22 protein-coding genes and 3 pseudogenes are annotated in these 23,456 nt (G+C 71.9%); 13 read left to right on the top strand and 12 right to left on the bottom strand.

Annotated features, from left to right (window positions below; all coding sequences use genetic code 11):
- From B1L11_RS48435 to B1L11_RS20155, 5 genes and pseudogenes are all read right to left on the bottom strand, one after another.
- The gene (locus B1L11_RS48435) at positions 1-219 is read right to left on the bottom strand and encodes a hypothetical protein (RefSeq protein WP_218671209.1); all 219 of its coding nucleotides are present in this window, start codon (positions 217-219) and stop codon (positions 1-3) included.
- Positions 153-1,196, bottom strand: a complete 1,044-nt coding sequence (locus B1L11_RS20170) for a glycosyltransferase (RefSeq protein ID WP_218671208.1) — start codon at positions 1,194-1,196, stop codon at positions 153-155. Before B1L11_RS20170 ends, B1L11_RS48435 begins: the two co-directional genes overlap by 67 nt.
- On the bottom strand, positions 1,193-2,251 hold the full coding sequence (locus B1L11_RS20165) for a glycosyltransferase family 9 protein (RefSeq protein WP_079315920.1): 1,059 nt from the start codon (positions 2,249-2,251) through the stop codon (positions 1,193-1,195). Before B1L11_RS20165 ends, B1L11_RS20170 begins: the two co-directional genes overlap by 4 nt.
- Entirely contained in the window at positions 2,248-3,270 is a 1,023-nt protein-coding gene (locus B1L11_RS20160) for a glycosyltransferase family 2 protein (protein ID WP_256862727.1), read from the bottom strand. Before B1L11_RS20160 ends, B1L11_RS20165 begins: the two co-directional genes overlap by 4 nt.
- Positions 3,267-4,904 (bottom strand): annotated as a pseudogene (locus B1L11_RS20155) (carbamoyltransferase). The gene B1L11_RS20160 and the pseudogene B1L11_RS20155 overlap by 4 nt, the downstream one beginning before the upstream one ends.
- Before the next feature lie 186 nt (positions 4,905-5,090).
- On the opposite strand from B1L11_RS20155, the gene B1L11_RS20150 reads away from it, so the two are divergent.
- From B1L11_RS20150 to B1L11_RS20130, 5 genes are all read left to right on the top strand, one after another.
- The gene (locus B1L11_RS20150; protein WP_239108815.1) at positions 5,091-5,651 is read left to right on the top strand and encodes an HAD-IIIA family hydrolase; all 561 of its coding nucleotides are present in this window, start codon (positions 5,091-5,093) and stop codon (positions 5,649-5,651) included.
- A gap of 80 nt (positions 5,652-5,731) precedes the next feature.
- Positions 5,732-6,685: a glycosyltransferase gene (locus tag B1L11_RS20145; RefSeq protein ID WP_079315918.1), complete on the top strand. Its 954-nt coding sequence runs from the start codon at positions 5,732-5,734 to the stop codon at positions 6,683-6,685.
- Positions 6,686-6,915: 230 nt separating this feature from the next.
- Entirely contained in the window at positions 6,916-7,545 is a 630-nt protein-coding gene (locus B1L11_RS20140) for an ester cyclase (RefSeq protein WP_079315917.1), read from the top strand.
- Positions 7,546-7,646: 101 nt separating this feature from the next.
- Positions 7,647-8,180, top strand: a complete 534-nt coding sequence (locus B1L11_RS20135; RefSeq protein ID WP_179155239.1) for a DUF6789 family protein — start codon at positions 7,647-7,649, stop codon at positions 8,178-8,180.
- 124 nt (positions 8,181-8,304) lie between these two features.
- A complete protein-coding gene (locus B1L11_RS20130) occupies positions 8,305-8,703 on the top strand; it encodes a PPOX class F420-dependent oxidoreductase (RefSeq protein WP_079315916.1) in 399 nt (132 codons plus the stop codon).
- Between the two features lie 332 nt (positions 8,704-9,035).
- Here the strand turns inward: B1L11_RS20130 and B1L11_RS20125 are convergent, their stop codons facing one another.
- Both B1L11_RS20125 and B1L11_RS46975 read right to left on the bottom strand, forming a co-directional pair.
- Positions 9,036-9,506 (bottom strand): hypothetical protein, encoded by a 471-nt coding sequence (locus B1L11_RS20125; protein WP_079315915.1) that lies wholly within the window; start codon positions 9,504-9,506, stop codon positions 9,036-9,038.
- Positions 9,507-9,705: 199 nt separating this feature from the next.
- Positions 9,706-9,876, bottom strand: a complete 171-nt coding sequence (locus tag B1L11_RS46975) for a hypothetical protein (protein WP_179155238.1) — start codon at positions 9,874-9,876, stop codon at positions 9,706-9,708.
- A gap of 266 nt (positions 9,877-10,142) precedes the next feature.
- Here B1L11_RS46975 and B1L11_RS20120 point away from each other — a divergent pair, with 266 nt between their 5' ends.
- Complete coding sequence (locus tag B1L11_RS20120) at positions 10,143-11,489, top strand: HAMP domain-containing sensor histidine kinase (protein WP_079315914.1); 1,347 nt, start codon at positions 10,143-10,145, stop codon at positions 11,487-11,489.
- On the opposite strand, the gene egtD is transcribed toward B1L11_RS20120, so the two are convergent.
- From egtD to B1L11_RS48425, 4 genes and pseudogenes are all read right to left on the bottom strand, one after another.
- Entirely contained in the window at positions 11,479-12,441 is a 963-nt protein-coding gene (egtD, locus tag B1L11_RS20115; protein WP_079315913.1) for an L-histidine N(alpha)-methyltransferase, read from the bottom strand. The genes B1L11_RS20120 and egtD overlap by 11 nt on opposite strands.
- 9 nt (positions 12,442-12,450) lie before the next feature.
- Positions 12,451-13,152, bottom strand: coding sequence for an ergothioneine biosynthesis protein EgtC (egtC, locus tag B1L11_RS20110; protein WP_079315912.1), 702 nt, complete (start codon positions 13,150-13,152; stop codon positions 12,451-12,453).
- A gap of 4 nt (positions 13,153-13,156) precedes the next feature.
- Positions 13,157-14,467 carry an ergothioneine biosynthesis protein EgtB gene (gene egtB / locus B1L11_RS48430; protein WP_372974705.1) on the bottom strand — a complete coding sequence of 437 codons (1,311 nt, stop codon included), beginning with the start codon at positions 14,465-14,467 and terminating at the stop codon, positions 13,157-13,159.
- A gap of 267 nt (positions 14,468-14,734) precedes the next feature.
- Positions 14,735-15,586: pseudogene (locus tag B1L11_RS48425) on the bottom strand (glutamate-cysteine ligase family protein); the annotation flags it as partial.
- A gap of 195 nt (positions 15,587-15,781) precedes the next feature.
- Between B1L11_RS48425 and B1L11_RS20100 the strand changes: the two are divergent.
- The 3 genes from B1L11_RS20100 to B1L11_RS46970 all read left to right on the top strand — a co-directional run bounded on the left by B1L11_RS20100 (position 15,782) and on the right by B1L11_RS46970 (position 17,453).
- On the top strand, positions 15,782-16,171 hold the full coding sequence (locus B1L11_RS20100) for a response regulator transcription factor (RefSeq protein ID WP_179155237.1): 390 nt from the start codon (positions 15,782-15,784) through the stop codon (positions 16,169-16,171).
- 32 nt (positions 16,172-16,203) lie between these two features.
- Positions 16,204-17,172, top strand: a complete 969-nt coding sequence (gene dapD, locus B1L11_RS20095) for a 2,3,4,5-tetrahydropyridine-2,6-dicarboxylate N-succinyltransferase (RefSeq protein WP_079315909.1) — start codon at positions 16,204-16,206, stop codon at positions 17,170-17,172.
- A gap of 104 nt (positions 17,173-17,276) precedes the next feature.
- Entirely contained in the window at positions 17,277-17,453 is a 177-nt protein-coding gene (locus B1L11_RS46970; RefSeq protein WP_179155236.1) for a hypothetical protein, read from the top strand.
- A gap of 96 nt (positions 17,454-17,549) precedes the next feature.
- Here the strand turns inward: B1L11_RS46970 and B1L11_RS20090 are convergent, their stop codons facing one another.
- Positions 17,550-19,415: a glycoside hydrolase family 6 protein gene (locus B1L11_RS20090; RefSeq protein ID WP_079315908.1), complete on the bottom strand. Its 1,866-nt coding sequence runs from the start codon at positions 19,413-19,415 to the stop codon at positions 17,550-17,552.
- Positions 19,416-19,889: 474 nt separating this feature from the next.
- On the opposite strand from B1L11_RS20090, the gene B1L11_RS20085 reads away from it, so the two are divergent.
- The 4 genes and pseudogenes from B1L11_RS20085 to B1L11_RS51380 all read left to right on the top strand — a co-directional run bounded on the left by B1L11_RS20085 (position 19,890) and on the right by B1L11_RS51380 (position 23,422).
- Positions 19,890-20,867: a malate dehydrogenase gene (locus B1L11_RS20085; protein WP_079315954.1), complete on the top strand. Its 978-nt coding sequence runs from the start codon at positions 19,890-19,892 to the stop codon at positions 20,865-20,867.
- A gap of 103 nt (positions 20,868-20,970) precedes the next feature.
- Positions 20,971-21,354 (top strand): annotated as a pseudogene (locus B1L11_RS51385) (FAD-dependent oxidoreductase); the annotation flags it as partial.
- A 121-nt stretch (positions 21,355-21,475) separates the two neighbouring features.
- Positions 21,476-22,354: an NAD(P)/FAD-dependent oxidoreductase gene (locus tag B1L11_RS20080; RefSeq protein WP_372974703.1), complete on the top strand. Its 879-nt coding sequence runs from the start codon at positions 21,476-21,478 to the stop codon at positions 22,352-22,354.
- A gap of 57 nt (positions 22,355-22,411) precedes the next feature.
- Positions 22,412-23,422: a hypothetical protein gene (locus B1L11_RS51380; protein WP_256862726.1), complete on the top strand. Its 1,011-nt coding sequence runs from the start codon at positions 22,412-22,414 to the stop codon at positions 23,420-23,422.
- Positions 23,423-23,456 lie beyond the last annotated feature (34 nt).

The raw sequence follows: 23,456 nt of genomic DNA, 5'->3' as shown, positions 1-23,456 counted from the left end.
TCAGCCTCCCGCGGCGGCGAGGGTGCCCAGGCACCCGCCGACCAGGTTTCGGTACACGGACTCGGTCTGCTCGGCGATCCTGGGCCAGCCGTAGCGGGCGCGAGCCCGCCGGACCCCGGCGGCCGACAGCGCCGCCCGCACGCCGGGCCGGGTCAGCAGGTCGCCGAGCGCGCGGGGACAGCGCGCGCGGCCGCCGGGGGCGGCACGAGCACGCCGCATCCCGCGACGGTGTCGAGGTGGCCGCCGACCGCCGAGGCGACCACCGGCACCCCGCAGGCCAGGGCCTCCAGGGGCACCATTCCGAACGGCTCGTACCACGGGACGGTCACCAGGACGTCCGCGGAGCGCATGAGGGCCGGCACCTCGGCCCGGCTCACGCTGCCGATCAGCCGGACCCGGTCGCCGAGGCCGAGGCCGTCGGCGAGCGTGCGCAGCCGCGTGCTCTCCTCGTCGCCCGGGTCGCCGCCCGCGACGACGAGTTCGGCGCCGGGCAGCTGCCGCATGGCGCGGACGACGGTGTCCACCCCCTTGCGCGGCACCATGCGCCCGATGCTCAGCACCCGGGGCCGGTCGGCACGCGGGGCGGCCGGGCCGTCCGGGCGGAACAGGCCGAGGTCGACGCCGCACGGCACGACCCTGATCCGGTCGCGCGGCACCCCCATCGCGACGAGTTCCCCCACCTCGTCGGAGCAGGTCGCGATGACCGCGACCGCCCGGCGGCCGATGTCGCGCTCGATCGCGATCCGGCCCGGCGGGCTGGTGTCGGCCTCGCCCTGCCAGCGCCGCTTCACGGTGCCGAGCGCGTGGTAGGTCTGCACGACCGGGATGTGAAGAGGCTCCGCCGCCGTCAGCGTGGCCAGCCCGCTCATCCAGAAGTGCGCGTGCGCCACGTCGGGCGGCTCGGCCTTCCAGGTGCGGGCCAGGTGCGCCCCGAACTCGGGTATGTGCGGCAGCAGTTCGTCCTTGGGCAGCGGCTCCGCGGGCCCGGCCGGCACGTGCTCGACGGTGACGCCGGGCGCCATGGGCACGACGTCCGGCTGGTCGGGGGAGGTCCGCCGCGTGTGCACGACGACCTCGTTGCCCCGTTCCGCCAGGGCCAGGGCCAGCGCCGCGACGTGCACGTTCTGCCCGCCGGCGTCCACACCGCCGAGGGTCGCCAGCGGGCTGGCGTGCTCCGACACCAGGGCGATCCTCATGGCACCACCTCCTTCACGGCCTCGTCGACCGCGGCGAGGCGGCGCACCGCGTCGACCACCTGCGCCCCGCCGACCGAGGTCAGGCACGGATGGCCGGGCACGGGGCAGATTCGCGCTCTGCTCCCCCGGCAGGGGGCGTTCTGATCGCCGAGCACCACCGTGGGCACGCCGTACGGCGCCCAGCGGGCGGCGGGCACGACCGGCGCGAACAGGCTGACCACCGGCGTGCCGACGGCCGCCGCGAGGTGGGCGGGGCCGGTGTTGGCGGCGACCACCGCCGACGCCCCGGCCAGCACGGCGGCCAGCTCGGGGAACGTGGTCGCCCCGCCCAGATCGAGCGCGAAACCGGAGCCGAGCGCGGGGCCGGAGACGATCGCGGTCAGCGCCCGCTCGCCCGGGCTGCCGGTGACGACGACCCGCTCGCCCGCGGCCAGCAGCGCCTCGACCGCCTCCGCCCAGCGCTCGGCGGGCCAGGCCCTCGCCGGCGCGGTCGTGCCGGGATGCACCACCACGTAGCCGGGCGGGCCCGTGAGGTGCTCCACGTCCGGCAGCGGACCGCGCACGGCGAGCCGCCCGTCGTCGCCCGGCGGGAGGTCGAAGCCGGCGGCGCGGGCGAGGCCGAGCATCCGCTCCGGCTCGGGGACGTCCACGCTCTCGTCCACGACGTGACGCACGTCGAGCAGGGAGCCGGGGTAGTCCTCGCTGATCGCGGCGATCCGCGGCACGCCTGCCAGCCGCAGCAGCAGGGCCGTCGGCAGCGCCGACTGGTGGAAGGACGTGAAGACGACGGCCACGTCCGGGCCGACGGCGCGGACCTGCTCCACCAGGCGGGCCGCGTGCTCGGAGGTCATCGGCATCCGGTCGGGGTCGATCCACGGGGCGCGCCACTCCAGGACGCGGTCGACGCCGGGCAGGAGTTCGGCCGCGGCCCTGCCGTACGGGCCGGCGAGCATCACGACCTCCCGCGCCCCGGCGGCGACGGCGCGCACGGCGGGCCCCGCGAGCAGCACGTCGCCCGCGTTGTCGGGCCGCACCACCAGAGCGGTCCCGATCACGAGCGCCTCCCCGTCTTGCCCGTCCGTACCTTCACCTCGCCCCTGATCCGGTGCGCGCAGGCCACCGGAGGGATGACCACGCTGGTCACCGCCATGCGCGCGATCTCCTCCGGCGTACGCGGGCCGGGGGCGATGCGCGCCCAGGCGAACTCGGCGGTGAGGCCGAGCCAGGCCAGTCCCGCGGCGGCGGCCAGTCGCCTCCGGCGCCCCCCGGTCGCGGCGAGCGTGAGCGCGAGCAGGCCCATGCCGGTGGTGAGGGCGTGCCGCCTGAGCCTGCCCGGATGGCCGCCGATGGCCGCCCGCCAGTCGCGGCCGTGCACGTGGCGCATGAGCGCGTCGGACGCGTTGCCGCGCTGGAAGCGCACGCTGGACCAGAAGCCGTCGTCGCGCACCGGGTGGCGGGTCAGGCGTTCGCCCTTCACCAGGGCGAACCCGGCCTGCTCGACCCGCAGCGCGATGTCGGCGTCCTCCCGGTACGCCCCGGGAAAGCGCTCGTCGAACCCGCCGGCCGCCTCCAGGGCCGTCTTGCGGTAGGCCATGTCGGCGGTGATCCAGTCGGCGTCGGCCAGCCCTGCGGTGTTGCGCTCGGCGTCGGTCGGGCGGCGGCCCGCCGGCAGCGGCACCTCCAGCCGTCCCTGGCTCCCGCCGACGTCCTCGGGCAGGCGGGCGAGGTCCTCCGTCAGCGCGCGGACCCAGCCAGGGCCCGGCACCACGTCGTCGTCGAGGAACACCACCCACGGCGTCGTCGCGGCCCGCCATCCGGCGTTGCGCGCGGCGGCCGGGCCACGCCCGCCCGACCTGAGCACGCGTACGTGGTCGGGCACCGGCAACGGCTCCAGGCTCTCCCCCGGCCGGTCGTCCACCACGAGAATCTCGGGACCGGAACCGACCGCGGCGAGGGTGGCGGCCAGGCTCGGCCGCCCGATCGTCGGGATGACGACCGTGACCGCCGGCCCCGTTCCTTGGTGCGGCTCCCCGGTGGGAGCCGGGTTCGTCTCCCGGGTCATCTCAGTCGTCATCCGGCGAACACCGCCCCCCTGCGCACGACGTACGGACCGAGGACGAGCACGTCCACCGGGGCCGAGCCGAAGCACTCCAGCGCGTCGCGCGGGTCGTCCACCATCGGCGCCGGCCGTGTTGAGGCTCGTGTTGACCACCACCGGCAGCCCGGTGCGCGCCTCGAACTCCTCGAGCAGCCGGGCCAGCAACGGGTCGCGGCCGCGCTCGACGGTCTGGATCCGGGCCGTGCCGTCGACGTGCACCACCGCGGGGATGCGGTCGCGCACTCCGGCCGCACGTCGTGGACGAACAGCATGTACGGGCTCGACATCGGGCCCCTGCCGAAGATCATGGGGGCGCGTTCCGCCAGCACCATCGGGGCGATGGGACGGAACTGCTCGCGGCCCTTCACGTCGTTGAGCCGCTCGGTGTTGCGGGGGTTGCCGGGGTGGGCGAGCAGCGAGCGGCGGCCGAGCGCGCGCGGGCCGTACTCGGCGCGTCCCTGGAACCAGGCGATCACGCGGTCGGCCGCGAGCTCGGCGGCGACGGTCGCGGCGAGGTCGGCGGGGCGCTCGTACGGCACCCGCGCCACGTCGAGCCAGGCACCCAGCTCCTCGTCGCTCCAGCCGCGCCCGAGGTCGGCGCCGGGCATCGGCGTCACGGGGTCGCCGTTGGCCTGCGCGAGGTGCAGCGCTCCCCCGAGCGCGGTGCCCGAGTCGCCCGCCGCGGGCTGCACCCACACCTCCTCGAACGGGCCCTCGGCGAACAGACGGGTGTTCGCCACGCAGTTGAGCGCCACTCCTCCGGCCATCGTGAGATAGCGGGCGCCGGTGCGCTCGTGCAGCCACGTGGCGAGATCGAGCAGCACCTCCTCCAGGCGGGCCTGCACGCTCGCGGCGAGGTCGGCGTGGTCGGCCGTCCACTTCTCGCCCTTGCCGAGCGCCTTGGCGTAGACACTCCAGTCGATCGGCTCGACCCGGAAGCCGCCGTCGCCCGTGGCGTAGACGAGCTCGCGCATCTCGCGCAGGAAGCGCGGCTCGCCGTAGGAGGCGAGGGCCATCACCTTGTACTCGTCGCTCGACCGCAGGAAGCCGAGGTGCTGGGTGAGGTCCTCGTACATCAGCCCGAGGGAGTGCGGCAGCGCCTGGCTCGCCAGGACGGTCAGCTCGCCGTCCCGGTAGTGCCCGGCGAGGTGCGAGACGGCCTCGCCGCGGCCGTCGCAGACCAGCACCGCCGACTCTCGGTAGGGCGCGGCAAGCCCGGCGGACGCGGCGTGCGCGATGTGGTGGGGGACGAAACGCACCTGGGCGGCATCGAGCCCGGGCAGCGCGGTGGCCAGGAAGTTGGGGGCGCGGTGTGCGTAGGTGGTGCGCAGGTCCTCCCAGCGCTCGTCCTGCCCCGGCCCTCCGGGCACCACGAGCTGGGGGTCGTAGGAGTAGGCGACGCCGTCGAGGTCCTCGGGCCGCAGCCCGGCCTGTTCGAGGCACCACGCGGCGGCCAGTTCGGGCAGCTCCCAGGCGGCGAACGGCACCGGGCGCTTGCCGTGCTTGCGACGGCTGAAGCGCTCTTCCTCTGCTGCGGCGATCACCTCACCATCCACGACCAGCGCAGCGGCTGGATCATGAAAAATCGCGTTTATCCCCAAGAACCGCATCGGTTTCCCTCCGTGGCACAGTGGAGGTCTGGTTACCGAGAGAAGCGCTTCTAAACACTCCTTTGTAGAGAAGTCGACGTGAGTGGGGGATGCACTCAATAACTGCTACTCTGCGTAACTGTCGGCCGGTGTTTGCCGATCTGTCCCCCGGGTAGCCCGGCGGGCGATTCGTGCAGGAGGTCGCTCGTGCCACTGTCCGCCCGCCCACCCGCCGCGGTGCTTTTCGACCGTGACGGAACGCTCATTCACGACGTTCCTTATAACAGTGATCCCGAGCGGGTGGAGCCCGTCGCCGGGGCCCGGAAGGCGCTCGACCGGCTGCGCGCGGAGGGCATCCCGGTCGGGATCGTGACCAACCAGTCCGGGGTCGCCAGGGGCCTGATCGCCCCGGAGGCCCTGCGCGCCGTGAACGACCGGGTGGACGCCCTGCTCGGCCCGTTCGACGTGTGGGAGATATGCCCGCACGACGACGGCGACCACTGCGGCTGCCGCAAGCCCGCGCCCGGCCTCGTGCTGCGCGCGGCCCGGCGGCTCGGCGTCCGTCCGGAGGACTGCGTGGTGATCGGCGACATCGGCAGGGACGTGGAGGCGGCCCGCGCCGCCGGCGCACGGGGAATCCTCGTGCCGACACCGGTGACGCTGCCGGAGGAGGTGGAGGCCGCCCCCGAGGTGGCGCCCGACCTCGCCGCGGCGCTCGATCTGGTGCTCGGGGAATTCCGCTCAGAGCTGAGGATGAAGAGGGCATGACCAGGGCAGGTGGGTGAAGCGCCCGACGGGGGAGGCACGGTGTTCCAAGGTCCACGAGACGACGGACGGGGAGCGATGCGATGAAGATCATGGTCTGGCATGTCCACGGGTCGTGGACCACCTCCTTCGTGCACGGGGGACACGACTATCTGGTGCCGCTCACCCCCGACCGGGGTCCCGACGGGCGGGGCCGGGCCGACACCTATCCCTGGCCCGACAGCGCGCGGGAGGTCCCGTACGACCGGCTGGCCGGCGAGGACGTCGACGTGGTCGTCTACCAGAGGCCGCACGAGATCGACCTGGCCCGCGAGTGGCTGGGGCGCGACGTGCCGGGCGTCTACGTCGAGCACAACACGCCCGCGGGGGACGTGCCCAAGACCCGTCATCCGCTGGCCGACCGCGGCGACATCCCGATCGTCCACGTCACCCACTTCAACGACCTGTTCTGGGACTCCGGCCACGCCCCCACCCACGTGATCGAGCACGGCGTCGTCGACCCCGGCTACCTCTACACCGGCGAGCTGGCCCGCGCCGGCGTGGTCGTCAACGAGCCGATCAGGCGCTGGCGGGTGGCGGGCACCGACCTGCTGCCCACGTTCGCCGCCACGGCCCCGCTCGACGTGTTCGGCATGAAGGTCACGAACCTGCCGTCCAAGCTCGGCCTGGCCGGGGAGATGGAGGTGTTCGAGGACCTGCCGCAGGCCGCCATGCACGCCGAGCTGGCCCGGCGCCGGGTCTACCTGCACCCCTACCGCTGGACCTCGCTCGGGCTGTCGCTGATCGAGGCCATGATGGTCGGCATGCCGGTCGTCGCGCTCGCCACCACCGAGGCCGTGGAGGCGGTGCCGCCGGAGGCCGGGGTCGTCTCGACCAAGCTGCCCACGCTGCTGCGCGCGCTCGACCGGTTCGCCAACGAGCCGGAGCTCGCCGTACAAGCGGGCAAGGCGGCCCGCTCGGCCGCGCTGGCCCGCTACAACCTCGACCGCTTCCTCGCCGACTGGGACAAGCTGCTCGCCTCGATCGTCATGCGGTGACCTGTTCCGCCTGAGCCACCGCGACGACCAGGACCGGTCGCCCCGGTGGCTCTCGTCTGCGGTCCATGCGCGAGCCCCGGAATCCGGCACCGGGAACCCCTGATGGAATCGGGAGCCTGGCGCTCGCGCTGTTTGGGATCAGATTCCTTCGGCTTCCGAAAACGTGATGCGCTCCCCGAAGAGCGCCAACCAGCGGTCTTCGCCGTCCAGCCATCCGTGTCGCGCTACTGATGTTGGGGAAGGCCTTACCCCTCGTTGAGACCGGCGGGTCTTCCCTGCGGGAACATCCTGCAGGGTGGCAGGGGGGAGCCATGCCCGATTCCCGGGAGATCCATGACGCTTTCGCGGAGGCACTCTGCACGCACGACAAGAGGCGTCTTCTGGACTGTTTCCACCCAGATGCCGTCATCGTGACCCCCGTCGGGATGGTCGAGGGGCACGAACAGATCGAGTGGTATTTCGGCCAGTTCTTCTCCACCGTGCCCGACCTGACGACCGAGGTCACCACGATGCGGGTCCGCGGTGACACCATCGCCGTCGAATGGGTCACTTCGGGGAGCCAGTCGGGAGTGATGCTGCTCCCGGATGGCACCGAGATCCCCGGCACCGGCCGCCCCGTCTCCTGGACGGGGTGCGGGATGTGGACGGTGGAAGACGGCAGGTTCGCCACCGGGCGCATCTACTACGACCAGTTGCGTGCTTACATGTCGTTGGGCTGCCGGCTCGCACAGACCGAGCCCGGCTCCGCGGCCGCCCCCCTCCACGCGGCCACCCCTGATCGGGAGGCCGAACCCGTGCCTGCCGCCGAGTCGCGGTCCGGATCCCTCCGCCGGCTTCTCCGCAGACTCACCGGCCGGTGACCGTCGCTGCGTCCGTGCCGGCGAGGCGGGACCTTGATTGTTTACCGAGAACGGGGCACCGCGAGGGCAGGTGATCCGGTCCGGGTGGGAAGAGGCTCCTCATGATGCGCAACCTGGTGAACGGCGCCGTCGGCGGCGCGCTCGCGACGGCCGTGTACAGCGCGATGCTGATGGCGGCGGACAGGGCCGGCCTGCTGGAGGAGCCGCCCCCGCGGCGGTTCGTACGGATGACCCTTCCCGGGCGCGACAAGCCCAAGAAGGGCGAGAACGTGCTGGGAACGATCGCGCACTTCGCGTTCGGCTCCTCCTGTGGTTCGGTGCTGGGCCTGCTGTCGGCCGGGCAGCGGGTGCCCGTCCCGATCGGCACGGCGTACGGGTTGCTGGTGTGGTACTTCGGCTACCAGGGCCTGGCGCCGAGCATCGGCGCGTACCCGCCCGTCCCGAAGGACCGTGCGGGACGTCAGGCCGCGCTGCTGGCGGGACACCTGCTGTGGGGCACCGCGCTCGCCCTCGCGCTCAACCGGCTGCGGACCGAGAAGGCGCCCCTGACCACCGAACTGGCGCCCCGCGTGCGCGAGCAGGTCCGGCGCGTCATGCCCACGCCCGAACCCGTCTCGGCTCAGGCGGGCGGTTAGGCCAGCGCGGTGCGGGGGTCCGGCGGTAGGGCGCGGATCATGTCCCACATCCTCGGGGGAAGAATGTGGTCTTGCCCTGTGCTGTCGATCTGGGGGCAGCGCTGACGAACCGAGGAGGAGCCACATGAGCAAGCTCGACGAGAACGCCGTAGCCCTGCTGAAGGAACCGGTCCACGCCTGGGTGACGACCATCCGGCCGGACGGATCGCTGCACAACACCGTGGTGTGGGTCGACGTCGACGGAGACGAAGTGGTCTTCAACACCGCCGTGGGGCGGGCGAAGGAGCGGCACCTGCGCGACAACCCCCGGGTGTCGGTCAGCGTGCTCGACCCGCAGAACGCCTTCCGCTTCGTCAGCGTCTCGGGCACCGCCGAGCTGGAGCTCGACGGCGCGGACGCGGTCATCGACGGCCTGGCGAAGAAGTACCTCGGGGTGGACACCTACCCCTACCGGCAGCCGGGAGAGCAGCGCATCACGGTACGCGTCGTTCCCGAGAAGGTCATCTCCAGCGCCGGCCGCTGACGGGGCGTTCGCCGGGCGAGCACGCGGAGCCGCCCGGCACGCCTTCCCCGCACGCCCTCACCGGTTCCGGGCCCGGCGCTTCGACGTCTGCACCGGCTTCTACACCAGCTTCCACACAAGGGCGATGCGAGTTTTCAGGCCCGCCGACTGACCGCAAGAGCCCGCGCCGACGGGCCGGCGGGGATCCCGCCGACTCGGCGCGGGCTCTCGGTTTCCGTCGCCTCGCGCACGACCAGGTCATCGCCGCGAAGTGCGCATGCCCCACGGGGTGGGGACGTCGTCGAGGTCCCGCGCTCTCACCACCCGCGGATCCTGACGAGCCGGAAGCGGGACTAACAGACGATCTTGCCGTCGAACGAGTACTTGTAATACTTCTGCTTGGCGATTTCGGTGAATCCGCTGAAGGGGCGATTGCACTCGACGGGGACGTCTCTGGCTTCCGCGAGGAGATCGTCCCCTGAGACGTCGTCCTCCCATACCTGGATCGTTACTCTGTCGCCCAGCGGAAACTTGAGGGGATTCGCGGACGGAATCGCGACCTGCTGGCCCTCGTCGGATTCGTTGACGTCGATAGTGCCCTTGGTCGGGGCGAGGCGCTGAGTGTATCCGTTGTGCACGACGCTGATGAAGACTTCGTCGCCGTTGCTCCAGGTTCCCTCCTCGTCCACGTCCCATACGTACAGGGTAAGGCCGATTCCGGCTTCGGCCGCGGCGGCGTTCGCCGGGGTCGCGCCGGCGAGTGCCAGCGCCCCGAGAAGGCCTGCCAGCGAAAGAAGAAAGCCGGACTTGGAACGCACGAGCATGGTTTCCCCTTTTCTCGTCCGATCGGTCACGGCCGAGATTTCCGCATCCTCCTTGGAGGAGACTTGCAGTCGGCTTGGAGCGGCCGAAACTGATTTCCAGAGAATTTCGCGTCCCGGAATCAGGAATCGCCTGCTGGACGACCGGCGATGAGCGCGGGCCGGAGAGCGGCCGCGCCGCGACGTCGTGTCCAGGCGATGCTCAGAGCTCCTCTTCGCTCATGTCCGCGAGCGTGAGCAGTCCTTCGAAGCAGCCCTCTCGTGGCGCGCCCGGCGCGAGCCCGGCCGTTCCCCTGGTCGTCCCCTGACCCACGGTCGCGGCGGTCGTCGCCGCCTGTCTCATCCTCGCGGCCGACGCGAGCACGATTTTCACAGGGAAAACATCCTTCACTTCTGTAAGGACGTCGTCCAGGCCGCCTACCAGCGCGAATGCTTGATCAGGCAAAGGAATCGTCGATCCTTCCCCCTGTTTTCGCAAGGGTTGCGATCCGGGACGTTCAGGCGGCCCGGTTTCCGGATAGCTCTTATTAACATTTTTTTCCTGAGCATTGCATTACGGACACGAACGGAGGGGTCATGGCGGGCTGGCACATGCCTTCCCTTTTACGCCCGCGCTCGATCCAGGCGCGGACCGCCCTGATGAGCGCGGTCCTCTCCCTCCTCGTCCTCACGGTGATCGGGTTCGGGCTGGACATCGCCGTACGCAACCGGATCCACAGCCATCTCTTCATGGACACCCAGCGGGTGGCCACCGACTGGATCGCCTCGATGGGCCCCAACGGCATCCCCGAGCCGCCGGCCACGCACGAGGACCTGGTGCAGCTCGTCGACTCCCGCAACCGGGTGATCACGGCCAGCCGGTCGGCGAGCGGCCGGGCCCCGCTGACCTCCCCCTTCCCCAGCGGCCAGGACCGCCTGCAGTACCGGATCGAGTGCCCGGACCAGGGCCGGTGCGTCGTGCTCACCGCCGTACGGGTCCTGCCGGTGCAGTCCCGGCTGTTCTGGGACGGCGAGCCGCACGCCGTGTACGCGGGGAGGACCGAGCCCGCCCTCCTGGCCACGCGGCGGCTGGAACTGTTCATCGCGATCGGAGTGCTGCTGATGACCGCCGGATGGACCTGGGCGAGCTGGCGCGCCGCGGGCCGCACGCTGCGGCCGGTCAGAGAGATTCGCGAGATGGTGACCGAGATCAGCGTGCGCGACCTGAGCCTGCGCGTCCCCCAGCCGCCCGGGCGCGACGAGATCGCCGAGCTCGCGCGGGCCTCCAACAACTTCCTCGAACGCCTCGACTCCTCGGTGCGCCAGCAGCGGCACTTCGCCTCGATGGTCTCCCACGAGCTGCGGACCCCGCTCGCCGGGCTGCGCACGCAGCTGGAGGAGGCCCTGCTCTACCGCGAGGAGACCGATCCGTACGAGACGATCCGTACGGCGGTGCGCACCACCGAGCGGTGCCAGGCGATCATCGACGAGATGCTGACGGTCGCCCGCGTCCGAACGGCCGCGACGGCCGAACCCGAGCCGGTCGACCTCGGGGCGCTCGTGCGGGAGGAGGCCGCCGCCCGCACGGACGGCGTGCCCGTGCACGTCGAGGTCGAGGACGAGGTGACCGTCCTCGGCAACCGGGTCCAGCTGTGCGGCGTGCTGACCAACCTGCTGGTCAACGCCCAGCGCCACGCGTACAGCAGGGTCGACGTCACGGTCGGGCGGGCCGGGGACGAGGCGGTCGTCACCGTGCTCGACGACGGCGACGGCATCGCCCCGGAGGACCGCGAGCGGGTCTTCGAGCCGTTCGTCCGCCTGAAGGACGGGCGCCGCCGCGACCCCAAGGGCACCGGACTGGGCCTCGCCCTGTGCCGCGTCACGGCGGACGCGCACCACGGGACGCTGCGGGTCGAGGACTCACCGCGCGGCGCCCGCTTCGTCCTGCGCCTGCCGCTGCCCGCGGGCGTCTCACCCGTGGGCGGTGGGCAGGCGCTCAGCCGGTGACCGCGGCCAGGGTCAGCGCGAAGTCGCCGGCGCTGTCGGTGTACCAGCGGCAGACCGCGAACCCGGCCCGGGACAGCTCGTCGAGCACGCCCTCCCTGCGGAACTTGGCGCTGATCTCCGTGCGCGTCTCCTCGCCCTCGGCGAAGGCGACCGTGAGCCCGAGCGCCCGGATCGGGACCTCCATGGGCCGGGTGGCCCGCAGTCGCATCTCGATCCAGTCGTTGTCCTCGTCCCACAGCGCCACGTGCTCGAACGCCTCCGGCTCGAACCCGGCGTCCAGTTCCCGGTTGAGCACGTGCAGCACGTTGCGGTTGAAGGCGGCCGTCACGCCCCCCGGGTCGTCGTACGCCGCGACCAGCCGTTCCCTGTCCTTCACCAGGTCGGTGCCGAGCAGCAGGGTGTCGCCCGGCCGCAGCGTGGCCCGCAGTTCCTTGAGGAACACCTCCCGCGCGGCGGGCGGAAGGTTGCCGATCGTGCCGCCGAGGAAGGCCACCAGCCGCCTGCCGGTCCTCGGCAGCAGCGCCAGGTGCTGCTCGAAGTCGGCGCGCACCGGCCGTACGTCCAGGCCGGGATAGCGTACGGCGAGCCGCTCCGCCGCGGCCTCCAGCGTGACGTCGTCCACGTCCACCGGCGTGTAGGCCCGCAGTGTGCCCGCGTTGGCCAGCGCGTCGAGCAGCAGCACGGTCTTCTCGCTGGTGCCCGAGCCCAGCTCGACGAGCGTGTCGGCGCGGCTGAGCGCCGCGACGTCGATGGCGCGGCGGCGCAGGATCTCCAGCTCGCGCCGGGTGGGGTAGTACTCCGGCAGCCGGGTGATCCGCGAGAACAGCTCGCTGCCCGCGGCGTCGTAGAACCATTTGGGCGGCAGCCACTTGGGCGACGAGGTGAGCCCTGCGCGTACGTCGTTCTCCAGGGCCTGGCGCAGGTAGTCGCCGCCGAGATGATCGGTAACCATGGTCGCCTCTCAATCGATGGGTGTCACCGAAACGCCGTCGGGAGACGCGAGCAGCAGGCTGCGGTCGGGCACGGCCCGCCAGCCCGGCCGGTCGTCAAGCGGCTCGCTCGCGACGAGCACCCCCTCCACCAGGTGCGTGAACAACGTGTCGCCCCACGCGACGGCGGCCAGGTGGGAACCTCCCGTGACGAGCAGGTTGAGCCGGGCCTCCGGGTCGCCCTCCGCGGCCGCGCGGACGACGGCGGGCAGGACGTCGGCGAGCGGCAGGCCGTCCCGCAACCGGGTGAACACGGCCGCGGCGAGCCACGCCGAGTCGCACACGCTCTCCGCGTCGGCCGCGAGGGGCCGGACGGCCTCGCGCCTGACCCGCCCGTTGTGGCTGAGCAGCCAGGGCCCGTCGGCGAACGGCGCGGTGGCCGTCTCCTCGATCGGCATCCCGACCGTGGCCGATCGCACCGCCGCGATCAGGCAGGACGAGCGGGCCGCCGCGGCGAGGCCGGGCATGTTGGCGTCCGCCCAGATGGGCACCGTACGGCGGTAGCGCACGGGCCGGGACCCGTCGTACCAGCCGAAGCCGAACCCGTCGGCGTTCACCGTGCCGTACTTCTGCAGGCGCGGCGCGTACGACTGGCGCAGCAGGCCGTGTTCCGGGTCGCTGATGAGCGTGGTCAGGGACCGCGCCGGGCCCAGCCACGCCGCGTGGCGGCACATCCCCTCACTCCTCCGAGCGGGCGCAGCGGAACCCGGCGAAGATCTGCCGCCGGATCGGGTAGTCCCAGTTGCGGAAGGTCGTGCGGACGGCGCAAGGATGGGTAGCCCACGACCCGCCGCGCAGCACCCGGTAGGTTTCCCCGAAGAAGACCTTGCTGTACTCCTCGTAGGGGAAGCACCGGTAGCCGGGATAGGGCTGGAACCAGGAGTCGGTCCACTCCCACACGTCCCCGATGAGCTGCTCGACCCCGTAGGGACTGGCGCCGTCCGGGTACGCCCCGGCGGGCGCGGGCCGGGCCGCGCGGTGGCCGAGGTTGGCCCAGCGCGCGAGGTGGCCGGGATCGGCCTCACCCCAGGGGTACGTGCGGCCCCCGCACGCCTTCTCCCACTCGGCCTCGGTCGGCAGGCGTTTGCCCGCCCACCGGGCGTACGCGTCGGCCTCGTACCAGGAGACGTGCTGCACCGGCTCGTCCGGCGGCACGGGCTCCTCCCGGCCGAAGCGGACCCGCCACCAGGTGTCGCCGTCGCGCGTCCAGAACAGCGGGGCCTCCACGCCGTTGCGCTCGACCCACTCCCAGCCCTGCGGGAGCCACCAGCGCGGGTCGCGGTAGCCGCCGTCCTCGACGAACTCCAGGTAGGCCCCGTTGGTGACGGGATGGCGGTCGATCCAGTAGCCCGGCAGGTACATCCGGTGGGCGGGCCGCTCGTTGTCGTACGCCCAGGCCACGGTGTCGGTGCCCATCGTGAAGACCCCGGCGGGGATGTGCACCTCGGGCTCGGCGGCGGGCCTGCCCGGCGGCAGCTCCCCGTCGCGGACCAGGCCGGGCCGCCGGGACAGCTGGAGCGTGGCGAGCATGGTCTCGTCGTGCTGGTGCTCGTGCTGCAGCACCAGCCCGAAGACGTAGCCGCCCGCCCGCAGCGGATCGGGGTCGGTCAGGTCCACCCGGTCGAGGACGTCGAGCACCCGGCCGCGCACGCCGGAGATGTACTTCCTCGCCTCGGCGGGGCCGAGCAGCGGGAGCGACGGCCGGTCCTTGCGCGGATACTTGAACGCGTCGTAGAGGTGGTCGATCTCCGGGCGCAGCGGTTCGATGCCGCCCACCTCGCGCAGGACCCACAGCTCCTCGTAGTTGCCGACGTGCGCCAGGTCCCAGACCAGCGGCGACATCAGGGGCGAGTGCTGGCGCACGAGCATGTCGTCGTCCGCGTCGGTGTAGGTGAGCGACCGCTCGCGTACGGCGGCGAGCTCGGCCGCGATCCGCTCCTTCAGGCCGGTCGGGCCGGCGTTGCCCAGGACGGCGTCGAGATCGGTCACGCCAACATCTCCTCCATCTGGTCGGCGGCCGGCGATCGGCCGGATTCGATGTGCCGAGAGGCGAACGCGCGCACGCGGGCGACCAGCGAGGGCTCGGCCCCGAGGCGGGGCAGGGCCTCGGCGGCGGCGGCGAAGCAGGCCGAGGCGGAGCGGCGCAGGTCGGGGTCGGCGAGACCGAGGCGGGCGGCGTCCCCCACCGGTCGGCGACGGCCGGGCGGCCTCCATAGCAGCCTCGGCGGCCCGGTCGTCGGTGACGAGCGCGTGGACGACGGCCACACACACGGGCCACTCGGCGGCCCCCTGCGCGTCGAGGTAGCGCACCTCCAGCCAGCCCCGTGGCCGTACGGGCGGGAAGAGCGTGGTGGCGTGGTAGGCGAGGTCGGCCTCGCCGGGGGGCCGCCCGGCCACGCGGGCGAAGTCGCGGAACGCCGAGCCGTCGAGGACCGGCAGGAGGCCGCCGTCCCCCCGGACCAGCATGAGACGGGCGTCGAGGAGGTAGCGCGCCCAGTCGTCCACCGGGTCGCCGTTCCGTGCAACCGGCGCCGTCCTGCTCGGGTCGAGCCTGCTCCACACGGCCTGGCGGCCGGAGACCCACCCTCCGGCGGGCGAGTTGGCGAAGGCCGCGACCAGCACGGGGCCGAGCACGTGGGACCGTTCCCAGCGGATTCGCGGGTCCTCGCCGAAGTCCAGGTTGACCTGGACCGACGCCGTCGAGCACATCATCGTCAGGCCGTCCGGCCAGTCCAGGAACGCGGCCATCGCCTCATACCTGGGCTCTCGTAACTGCCGCAGGGGCGGGCGGAGGGCGTCCAGGCCGCGGCCGCCCAGCCGCAGCCCGGCCCGGGCGAGCGCGCGCCGTACGGCGTCGACGTCGGCGGTGAGCTTCGCGATCGCGGCGGGCAGGACGTCCGGCGGGGCGGACAGTTCGAGCTGCCCGCCCGGCTCGAACGTCACCCGGCTGCCACCCGGGAGCGCGGGGAGCGCGCCCGCGATCCGGGCGATGGGGACGGGAAGCGCGGGGTTGTCCGCGTCGAAGACCAGAAACTCCAGCTCGACGCCCAACCGGTCGGAGGTGACCCCGCGGAAGCAGTCCCGGGCGTACCTCTGCACGTCGGTCATTCGCCCCCCATCGGGCCGATGTTTACGCGACTCGGTCGTGCCGAGTCAGCTTTCCCCGTAATCCCCCCCTTCAACCTGAAACCCACTGAAACAGTGCGTTAACGCAGGTCACGCGGCGGCGGAGGTCGCCCACTCCTCGTCGCGCATACGGATCATCGAGACGCCGACGATCCCGGCTGCGCGAGGACCAGGAGCGTGAGCGGCAGGTGCTCGCGTCGATCGAGGAGACGGGCCGGGCCGCCGTGGACGAGCTGCGCCGGGCAGGAAGGCGGCCACGGGCTCATCGGCATGCGGGAGCGGGCCGCGCTGTTTGGTCTGGAGGCGGCCCGGCGGATCCTGTCCGCGCCCGAGCCGCCGCGCGTGATCATGCTGACGACCTACGACACCGACGAGAACCTCGACCGGGCCCTGCACACCGGGGTCAGCGGCTTCCTGCTCAAGGTCTCGCCCCCCGAGCACCTGTTCGCCGCGATCCGCAGCGCCGCCCGGGGTGAGGTGCTGCTCGACCCGCCGTCACGGGCCGGGTCGTCGACGCGCCCAGGCCGTCCGGTACGTCTACGAGTCGGGCCTCGTCCGCCCAGGTGATGCCGCGTCGTGAGCCGGTAGCGTAGGTGCACATGACAGCTATCGACTCCACCAGCTCGGGTGCGTACGGCATCGGCCTCGCCACGATCGCCGCGGACGGCACCGTGCTGGACACCTGGTTCCCCTTCCCGGCGCTGGGCGAGCCCCCGGCCGTGGGCACCGAGCCGATCGCGGGCGAGGATCTCGGCGAGGGCATGGCGGAACTGGTCGGCCCCGACCCCGCCAGGGGCGTCGAGGTCGTGGCCGTGCGCACCGGCATCGCCGACCTGTCGGCCCCGCCGGTCGACGCGCACGACGTGTACCTGCGCCTGCACCTGCTGTCCCACCGTCTGGTCCGGCCGCGCACGGTGAACCTCGACGGGATCTTCGGGCTGCTGGCCAACGTCGTGTGGACCAACCACGGCCCGTGCAAGGTGGAGGGCTTCGAGGAGGTGCGGCTGCGCCTGCGGGCCCGTGGTCCGGTGACCGTCTACGGCGTGGACAAGTTCCCCCGCATGGTCGACTACGTGCTGCCCTCCGGGGTGCGGGTCGCCGACGCCGACCGCGTACGGCTCGGCGCCCACCTGGCGAGCGGCACCACGGTCATGCACGAGGGCTTCGTCAACTACAACGCCGGCACGCTCGGCGCCTCCATGGTGGAGGGCCGCATCTCGGCCGGGGTCGTCGTGGGCGACGGATCCGACGTGGGCGGCGGGGCCTCGATCATGGGCACGCTGTCCGGCGGTGGCAAGGAGGTCATCTCGATCGGCGAGCGCTGCCTGCTCGGGGCCAACTCCGGCATCGGCATCTCGCTGGGCGACGACTGCGTGGTGGAGGCCGGGCTGTACGTCACGGCGGGCACCAAGGTCACCCTGCCGGACGGGGCGGTCGTGAAGGCCAGGGAGCTGTCGGGCAAGTCGGGCCTGCTGCTGCGCCGCAACTCGACGACCGGGGCGGTCGAGGCCGTGTCCCGCGACAGCAGGGGCATCGAGCTCAACGCCGCGCTGCACGCCAACGACTGACGCTCCAGCGGGCCCCCTCCCCCACCCTGAGATGACCCTGAGTCTGCCCTGAACTTGGCCTTCGGCCCTGTGATCGGCGGGAGGGCGGCCCGTACGGTGAAGGTATGGGACGCATTCTCCTCATCGCCGCAGCCGTAATCGTCGGGTTCTTCCTTCTCGGCTCCGTCATCGGGCTCATCTTCGGGGCGCTGAAGTGGGTTCTGATCATCGGCGCCATCGCGCTGATCGTGTCGGTCGTGCTCAAGCTCACCCGGAGCAGCAGGTCGAACCACTACACCTGACCCGGCCCCATGGCCGGAAAACAGGGCCGGGAAAAGGGGCGGGCCCCGCCGCAGTGCGACGGGGCCCGCTTTCTTGTGCGCCTGGCACGCCTCGGGTTACGAGAGCGGCGGGTAGGCGTTCTGCATGAGCTGCTGGAACTGCGCGGAGAACCAGTGGCCCGAGACCGGGGCGTTCGGCAGAGCACCGGACATGTTGTTGCCGTTCAGGTTGTTACCGGTGTAGGTCGGGTCGCACATCCGGTCGAAGCCCTTGCCCTCGTCGTTGTTGATGGCGGTGCTGGAGCCGTCGGACTCACCCGGAGGCTTGATCCAGACGTAGGCGTCGAGACCGGCGGCGGGGTTCGCCTTCGGCCGCTCGCCCATGCCGGCGCCGGACTGGTTGCACCAGTTGCCGGCGTGGATACGGCGGTCGACGCGCGACTCGTTGACGAAGGTGTTGACGTCGGTGGAGGTGCTGGCCTTGGTCGGCCGGGCCGCGCCGCCCCAGCCGTTGCGGGAGGTGTCGATCAGCATGCCGATGGTGTTCGGGAAGCCCTTCGCCACCAAGGCGTTGCGGAGACCGACCGCGAAGGACTGCTCGTCCACGTACCAGTTCCAGTCGACCCACTTGGACTGGCGCACCGACTGGCCGTTCACGGTGGTGTTGATGTTGAAGTACGGCTCAACCGTCGCGGAGAAGTTGGCGGTGTTCACGATGAAACCGTCAATGCTCTTCACGCCCGCGGTGGTGCCGGACGCGACCTGGTAGAAGAGGTTCACCATCGGCTGGAAGTTGCTGTCCCAGCCGAGCCAGGCGTGGTGCGCCGCGTCCACGTAGGTGTACACGTTCGAGATCGCGTGCAGCTTGTTCAGCGCGTACTGCACGCCCTGGACGTAGGCGCCCGAGGACTGGGCCTCCTGGCACGCCTGGAACGCGTTCACGTTGGTGATCAGGTTCGGCAGCGAGTCGGGCTCGATGACCGTCACGATGCGGAGGTTCGAGTACTTCGGGTCCGCCATGATTCCGGCGATCACGTCGATGTACTCGCTCTTGTATCGCGCGAGGCCGTTCTGCGCGATCTTCAGCTCACCGTTGGAGGCGAGCGCCGAGCAGTCGCGGTTCGGCAGGTCGTAGATGACGACCTGGATCGTCAGAGGCGCGCTGCCGTTGGCCGCGTCCTGCCTGACCGCCTCATCGAGGTGGTCACGCAGGCCCATGCTGTTGTTGCCGGCCGAGCCGGAGCTGATCGCGGCGATGCGGTCCAGCCAGACCGCCGTGGAGATGTTGGCCACCCGCGAGCCGCCCGGCTCGGACTTCGCGCTGGCCGACCAGTCCGGGTTCACGTAGCCCGTCGCACCGTCGTACGGGTTGTCCACATGGGTCCCGGGCGGCGGCGGCGAGGTGGACGGAGAGGGCGACGGCGACGGCGAGGCCGACGGAGAGGCGGAGGGGGAGGCCGAGGGAGAAGCGGAGGGAGAGGCCGAGGGGGACGGCGAGGGGGACTTCGACGGCGAGGCCGACGGCGACGGCGACGGCGACTGCGGGGTGCCGTTGCAGGAGACGCCGTTGATCTTGAAGTCGGTCGGCGCCGGGTTGCTGCCGCTCCAGGACCCGTTGAAGCCGATGCTCGTCGAGCCGCCGGTGGACAGGGACTTGTTCCAGTCCAGGGCGGTCGCGGTCACGTTGCTGCCCGACTGGCTCCAGTTGGCCGACCAGCCCTGGCTGACCTTCTGGCTGCTGTTCGGGAAGGTGAACGTGAGCGTCCAGTTGCTGAGCGCGTCGCCCAGGTTCTGAATGGTCAGGTTGGCGGACATGCCGCCCTGCCACTCGCTGGCGGTGTAGTTGACTTTGCACGAGACCGCGGCACTCGCCGATGTGGCGGTGGCGACGGCCGCCGTGGAACCGAGCGCGAGCACGGCCGCCGCGACCAGGCCGCGGCGCACCGTGGAGCTCACGGCTCCCGGTCGGGGGGTGGATCTCATTGGGAAGGTCCTCCTGGCGATGAATACTGCGCTTGGGAGCGCTCCCACGAACCATAGGCACCGCCCCCGGCGCCGTACAGAGACCCGTCAAGGGCGGATGTGCGGCGAAGTCGCGGCCCGGCGTTCACCCCGCGTCCGAGCAGGGATTCCGTCACGCCGTTACGGCTGAAGTCACCTGCGTGTTTCGTGAAAGTTTCACCCTTTCGCAGGCGAAACGCGTGGCCAGGGGCCGGATGTCCCCTCCAGACCGCCCCCGACGCGCGGAAGCCGGAAACCGAGCAAGCCGGAGGGGCGCGCCGCCAATCTGGACTGAGGAGCCGCGCGGGAGCGAAGCGACCAAGCGGTGACGAGGGAAGATGGCGGATCTGAGCGCTCCGACGAGCGACGCGGGAAACACAGTGCTACCTGCTCACGAGGGGATACGGGCCGACGGGTAGCATCCGTGAGTCACACATATCGCGAATGGGGATCGTCATGACCGTCAAAGTGACCGTCACCGGCGCGGCCGGCCAGATCGGTTACGCGCTGCTCTTCCGCGTCGCCTCGGGCCAGCTCCTCGGGGCAGACACCCCGGTGAAGCTCAGCCTTCTGGAGATCCCGCAGGCCGTCAAGGCGGCCGAGGGCACCGCGATGGAGCTCGACGACTGCGCGTTCCCGCTGCTGCGGGGCATCGAAATCTCCGACGACCCGGCCAAGGCCTTCGACGGCGCCAACGTCGCGCTGCTCGTCGGCGCCCGCCCGCGTACGAAGGGCATGGAGCGCGGCGACCTTCTCGAGGCCAACGGCGGCATCTTCGGCCCGCAGGGCAAGGCCATCAACGACCACGCGGCCGACGACATCCGCGTGCTCGTCGTGGGCAACCCTGCCAACACCAACGCGCTCATCGCGCAGTCCGCGGCTCCCGACGTTCCGGCCGAGCGGTTCACCGCGATGACCCGTCTCGACCACAACCGCGCGCTCTCGCAGCTCGCGGGCAAGCTGAACGTGCCGGTGACCGAGATCAAGAAGATGACGATCTGGGGCAACCACTCCGCCACGCAGTACCCGGACCTCTTCCACGCCGAGGTCGGCGGCAAGATCGCGGCCGAGCAGGTCGAGCAGGAGTGGCTGCGCGACACCTTCATCCCGACCGTCGCCAAGCGCGGCGCCGCCATCATCGAGGCGCGCGGCGCGTCCTCGGCGGCGTCCGCGGCCAACGCGGCGATCGACCACGTGTACGACTGGGTGAACGGCACGCCCGAGGGCGACTGGACCTCGGCCGCCATCCCGTCCGACGGCTCCTACGGTGTGCCGGAGGGCCTCATCTCCTCCTTCCCCGTGGTGTCCAGGAACGGCCGCTGGGAGATCGTCCAGGGCCTGGAGATCGACGCGTTCTCCCGTGAGCGGATCGACGCCTCGGTCAACGAGCTGGTCGAGGAGCGGGACGCCGTACGGGCTCTCGGTCTCATCTGACCGACCGCGCACGGTAAGGGGTGGGCCCGCGTCGGGCCCGCCCCTCGTGTCATCCCGGGTCTCCCGCACGGTACGGCTCCGTCTGCCTGGGCAGTTGACCGGCATGGACGGCATGTACGACGTGGTGGTGCTCGGCCTGGGACCCGGTGGGGAGGACGTCGCGGGACGGCTCGCGGAGGCCGGCCTCAGCGTCGCCGGCGTGGAGGCCGGCCTGATCGGGGGCGAGTGCGCCTACTGGGGCTGCGTCCCCTCCAAGATGATGGTGCGTGCCGCGGGGCTGCTGGCCGAGGCGCGGCGGGTGCCCGGCATGGCCGGCTCGGTCCGGGTCTCCCCCAAGTGGGCCCCGGTGATCGACCGGATCAGCGGCGAGGCCACCGACGGCTGGAGCGACGACGCCAGGGCGGAGCACTTCGAGAGCGCGGGCGTCCACCTCGTACGCGGCCGCGGCCGGATCACCGGGCCACGGGAGGTGACCGTGGACGGCCGGGTGCTGCGGGCGCGGCGCGGGATCGTCCTCGCGACCGGGACCAGTCCCGCCGTCCCCCCCGATCGACGGCCTGGAGGACACGCCGTACTGGACCAACCGGGACGCCGTCGTGGCGCGGTGCGTGCCCGAGTCGCTGATCGTGCTCGGCGGCGGGGCGATCGGCTGCGAACTCGCCCAGGTGTTCGCCCGGTTCGGCACGTGGGTGACGGTCGTGGAGGCCGCCGACCGTCTGCTGGCGCGGGAGGAGCCCGAGGCGGGCGTGCTGCTGGCCCGGGTGTTCGCCGGCGAGGGCATCGAGACGCACACCGGCGTCGCGGCCGAGCGGGTGCGGCACGACGAGGGCGGCTTCACCCTCACGCTGGAGGACGGCCGGACCCTCCACGCCGTACGTCTGCTGGTCGCCACCGGGCGCAGGACCGACCTGGCCGCGATCGGCGCCGGCGACGCGGGCCTCGACGAGAGCGCCCGGTTCGTCACCGTGGACGGGCGGATGCGGGCCGCCGACGGCGTGTGGGCGGTGGGCGACGTGACCGGCCGGGGAGCGTACACACACGTCGCCGTCTACCAGGGCAGGATCGCGGCCCGCGACATCCTCGGCGAGGGCGGCCCTCCGGCCGACTACCGGGCGGTGCCCAGGGTCACGTTCACCGACCCCGAGGTGGCCTCGGTCGGCCTGACGGAGCGGGAGGCCCGGGAGGCCGGGCTCGACGTGCGGGTGGGCTTCGCCTCCGTCGAGGAGTCGGCCCGGGGCTGGATCCACGGGGCCGGGCACGAGGGCTTCGTCAAGCTGGTGGAGGACGCGCGGCGCGGCGTGCTGGTCGGCGCCACGAGCGCCGGGCCGGTCGGCGGGGAGGTGCTCGGCGCGCTGGTGGTGGCGGTGCAGAACGAGATCCCCACGACGCGGCTGCGGCACATGATGTACGCCTATCCGACCTTCCACCGGGCCATCGAGGACGCGCTCGAGATGCTCGACGGCCAGGCGTACGCAATCGACTTGTGACGAACCGGAGAGGTCCGGGGCGGGTCCAATGCATGACCTCCCAGAAAGGAGACAGTCATGCGGCACCCCACCCTGCCGATCACGCTGGGGCTGATCGGCCTCGCCCTGTCCACGCTCACGATCTCCGCGGCGGCCACGCCCGCCGCCGCGGCCGCACACCACTCGATTCGCTACGCCTCGGTGGACGCCTGCACGGCCAAGGACGGCGCCACGACGCCGTGCCACACCTGGCGGCTGGACCTGCTCGACGGCAAGCGGGTGACGCTGAAGGACGCGATGGTGTGGCCGCTGACCGCCAAGGGCAAGCCGAACAAGGAGATGCAGGCCCCGCTCTCGGTGAGCGGCGACGGCGAGTCGGTGGCCTACTTCCGCAAGTCCGACCACCGCCTGGTGGTGCGCGAGTTCCACGGCTCTGCGCACGCCATGGGTCCTGTGCACGTCATGCCGAAGAAGCTTCTCCCCCGCGGCGTCGGCATGGACGACGCCTGGGTGCGGCTCTCCCAGGACGGCGCCCGCCTGATCCTGGGCTACAGCGTGAAGGACGGCAGCAACAGGGCCCGGATCTTCGACGTCCCGGGGGCGCGCGAGACCGGCACGATCACGGCGTTCGGCACGTTCAGCGGCTTCAGCGGCGACGGCTCAGCCGTCCTCGTGGAGCAGGACACCGACGAGAACACCACCGAGCTGGGCGTCTACGACACCGAGGGCGACGAGCTTGCCCGCGTCGTCCCGCCCCAGATCGTGGCCGCCAACGTACCGTGGGCGCTGTCCTCCGACGACCGCACGGTCGCGTTCGTCACCGGGGCCGGCAAGAAGGCGCGGCTGCGCTTCTACGACGCCACCACCGACCAGACGACGGGCTCCGTCGGCTTCTCCCTGCCGTCGGACGCCGCGGTCGAGATGATCGACTGGACCGGAGAGCACGAGGTCACGCTCCACCTCATCCGCTCGGCCAAGGTCGACCACGTGACCATCCTCAGGGTCGACACCCGGACGGGTAAGACCCGGGTGCGTGACTCCTACAAGGTCAGGGCCGGCACCTTCACCTACCAGAGCTGCGGCGGCTGACCTTGCCGTCAAGCTTGCCGCCGACATCGACATG

The sequence above is a fragment of the Microbispora sp. GKU 823 genome (genome assembly GCF_002027145.1).
GTDB classification, from domain to species: Bacteria; Actinomycetota; Actinomycetes; order Streptosporangiales; family Streptosporangiaceae; genus Microbispora; species Microbispora siamensis.
The sequence above is the reverse complement of the archived record's forward strand: the minus strand, read 5'-3'. Positions and strand labels throughout refer to the sequence as shown.

Bases quoted from the DNA above. Each gene is read 5' to 3' on its own strand.
- B1L11_RS48435 (WP_218671209.1), bottom strand. From the start codon at position 219: ATGCGGCGTGCTCGTGCCGCCCCCGGCGGCCGCGCGCGCTGTCCCCGC.
- B1L11_RS20170 (WP_218671208.1), bottom strand. From the start codon at position 1,196: ATGAGGATCGCCCTGGTGTCGGAGCACGCCAGCCCGCTGGCGACCCTC.
- B1L11_RS20160 (WP_256862727.1), bottom strand. From the start codon at position 3,270: ATGACGACTGAGATGACCCGGGAGACGAACCCGGCTCCCACCGGGGAG.
- B1L11_RS20145 (WP_079315918.1), top strand. From the start codon at position 5,732: ATGAAGATCATGGTCTGGCATGTCCACGGGTCGTGGACCACCTCCTTC.
- B1L11_RS20140 (WP_079315917.1), top strand. From the start codon at position 6,916: ATGTTGGGGAAGGCCTTACCCCTCGTTGAGACCGGCGGGTCTTCCCTG.
- B1L11_RS20135 (WP_179155239.1), top strand. From the start codon at position 7,647: ATGATGCGCAACCTGGTGAACGGCGCCGTCGGCGGCGCGCTCGCGACG.
- B1L11_RS20130 (WP_079315916.1), top strand. From the start codon at position 8,305: ATGAGCAAGCTCGACGAGAACGCCGTAGCCCTGCTGAAGGAACCGGTC.
- B1L11_RS20125 (WP_079315915.1), bottom strand. From the start codon at position 9,506: ATGCTCGTGCGTTCCAAGTCCGGCTTTCTTCTTTCGCTGGCAGGCCTT.
- B1L11_RS20120 (WP_079315914.1), top strand. From the start codon at position 10,143: ATGAGCGCGGTCCTCTCCCTCCTCGTCCTCACGGTGATCGGGTTCGGG.
- egtD (WP_079315913.1), bottom strand. From the start codon at position 12,441: ATGGTTACCGATCATCTCGGCGGCGACTACCTGCGCCAGGCCCTGGAG.
- egtC (WP_079315912.1), bottom strand. From the start codon at position 13,152: ATGTGCCGCCACGCGGCGTGGCTGGGCCCGGCGCGGTCCCTGACCACG.
- dapD (WP_079315909.1), top strand. From the start codon at position 16,204: ATGACAGCTATCGACTCCACCAGCTCGGGTGCGTACGGCATCGGCCTC.
- B1L11_RS46970 (WP_179155236.1), top strand. From the start codon at position 17,277: ATGGGACGCATTCTCCTCATCGCCGCAGCCGTAATCGTCGGGTTCTTC.
- B1L11_RS20090 (WP_079315908.1), bottom strand. From the start codon at position 19,415: ATGAGATCCACCCCCCGACCGGGAGCCGTGAGCTCCACGGTGCGCCGC.
- B1L11_RS20085 (WP_079315954.1), top strand. From the start codon at position 19,890: ATGACCGTCAAAGTGACCGTCACCGGCGCGGCCGGCCAGATCGGTTAC.
- B1L11_RS51380 (WP_256862726.1), top strand. From the start codon at position 22,412: ATGCGGCACCCCACCCTGCCGATCACGCTGGGGCTGATCGGCCTCGCC.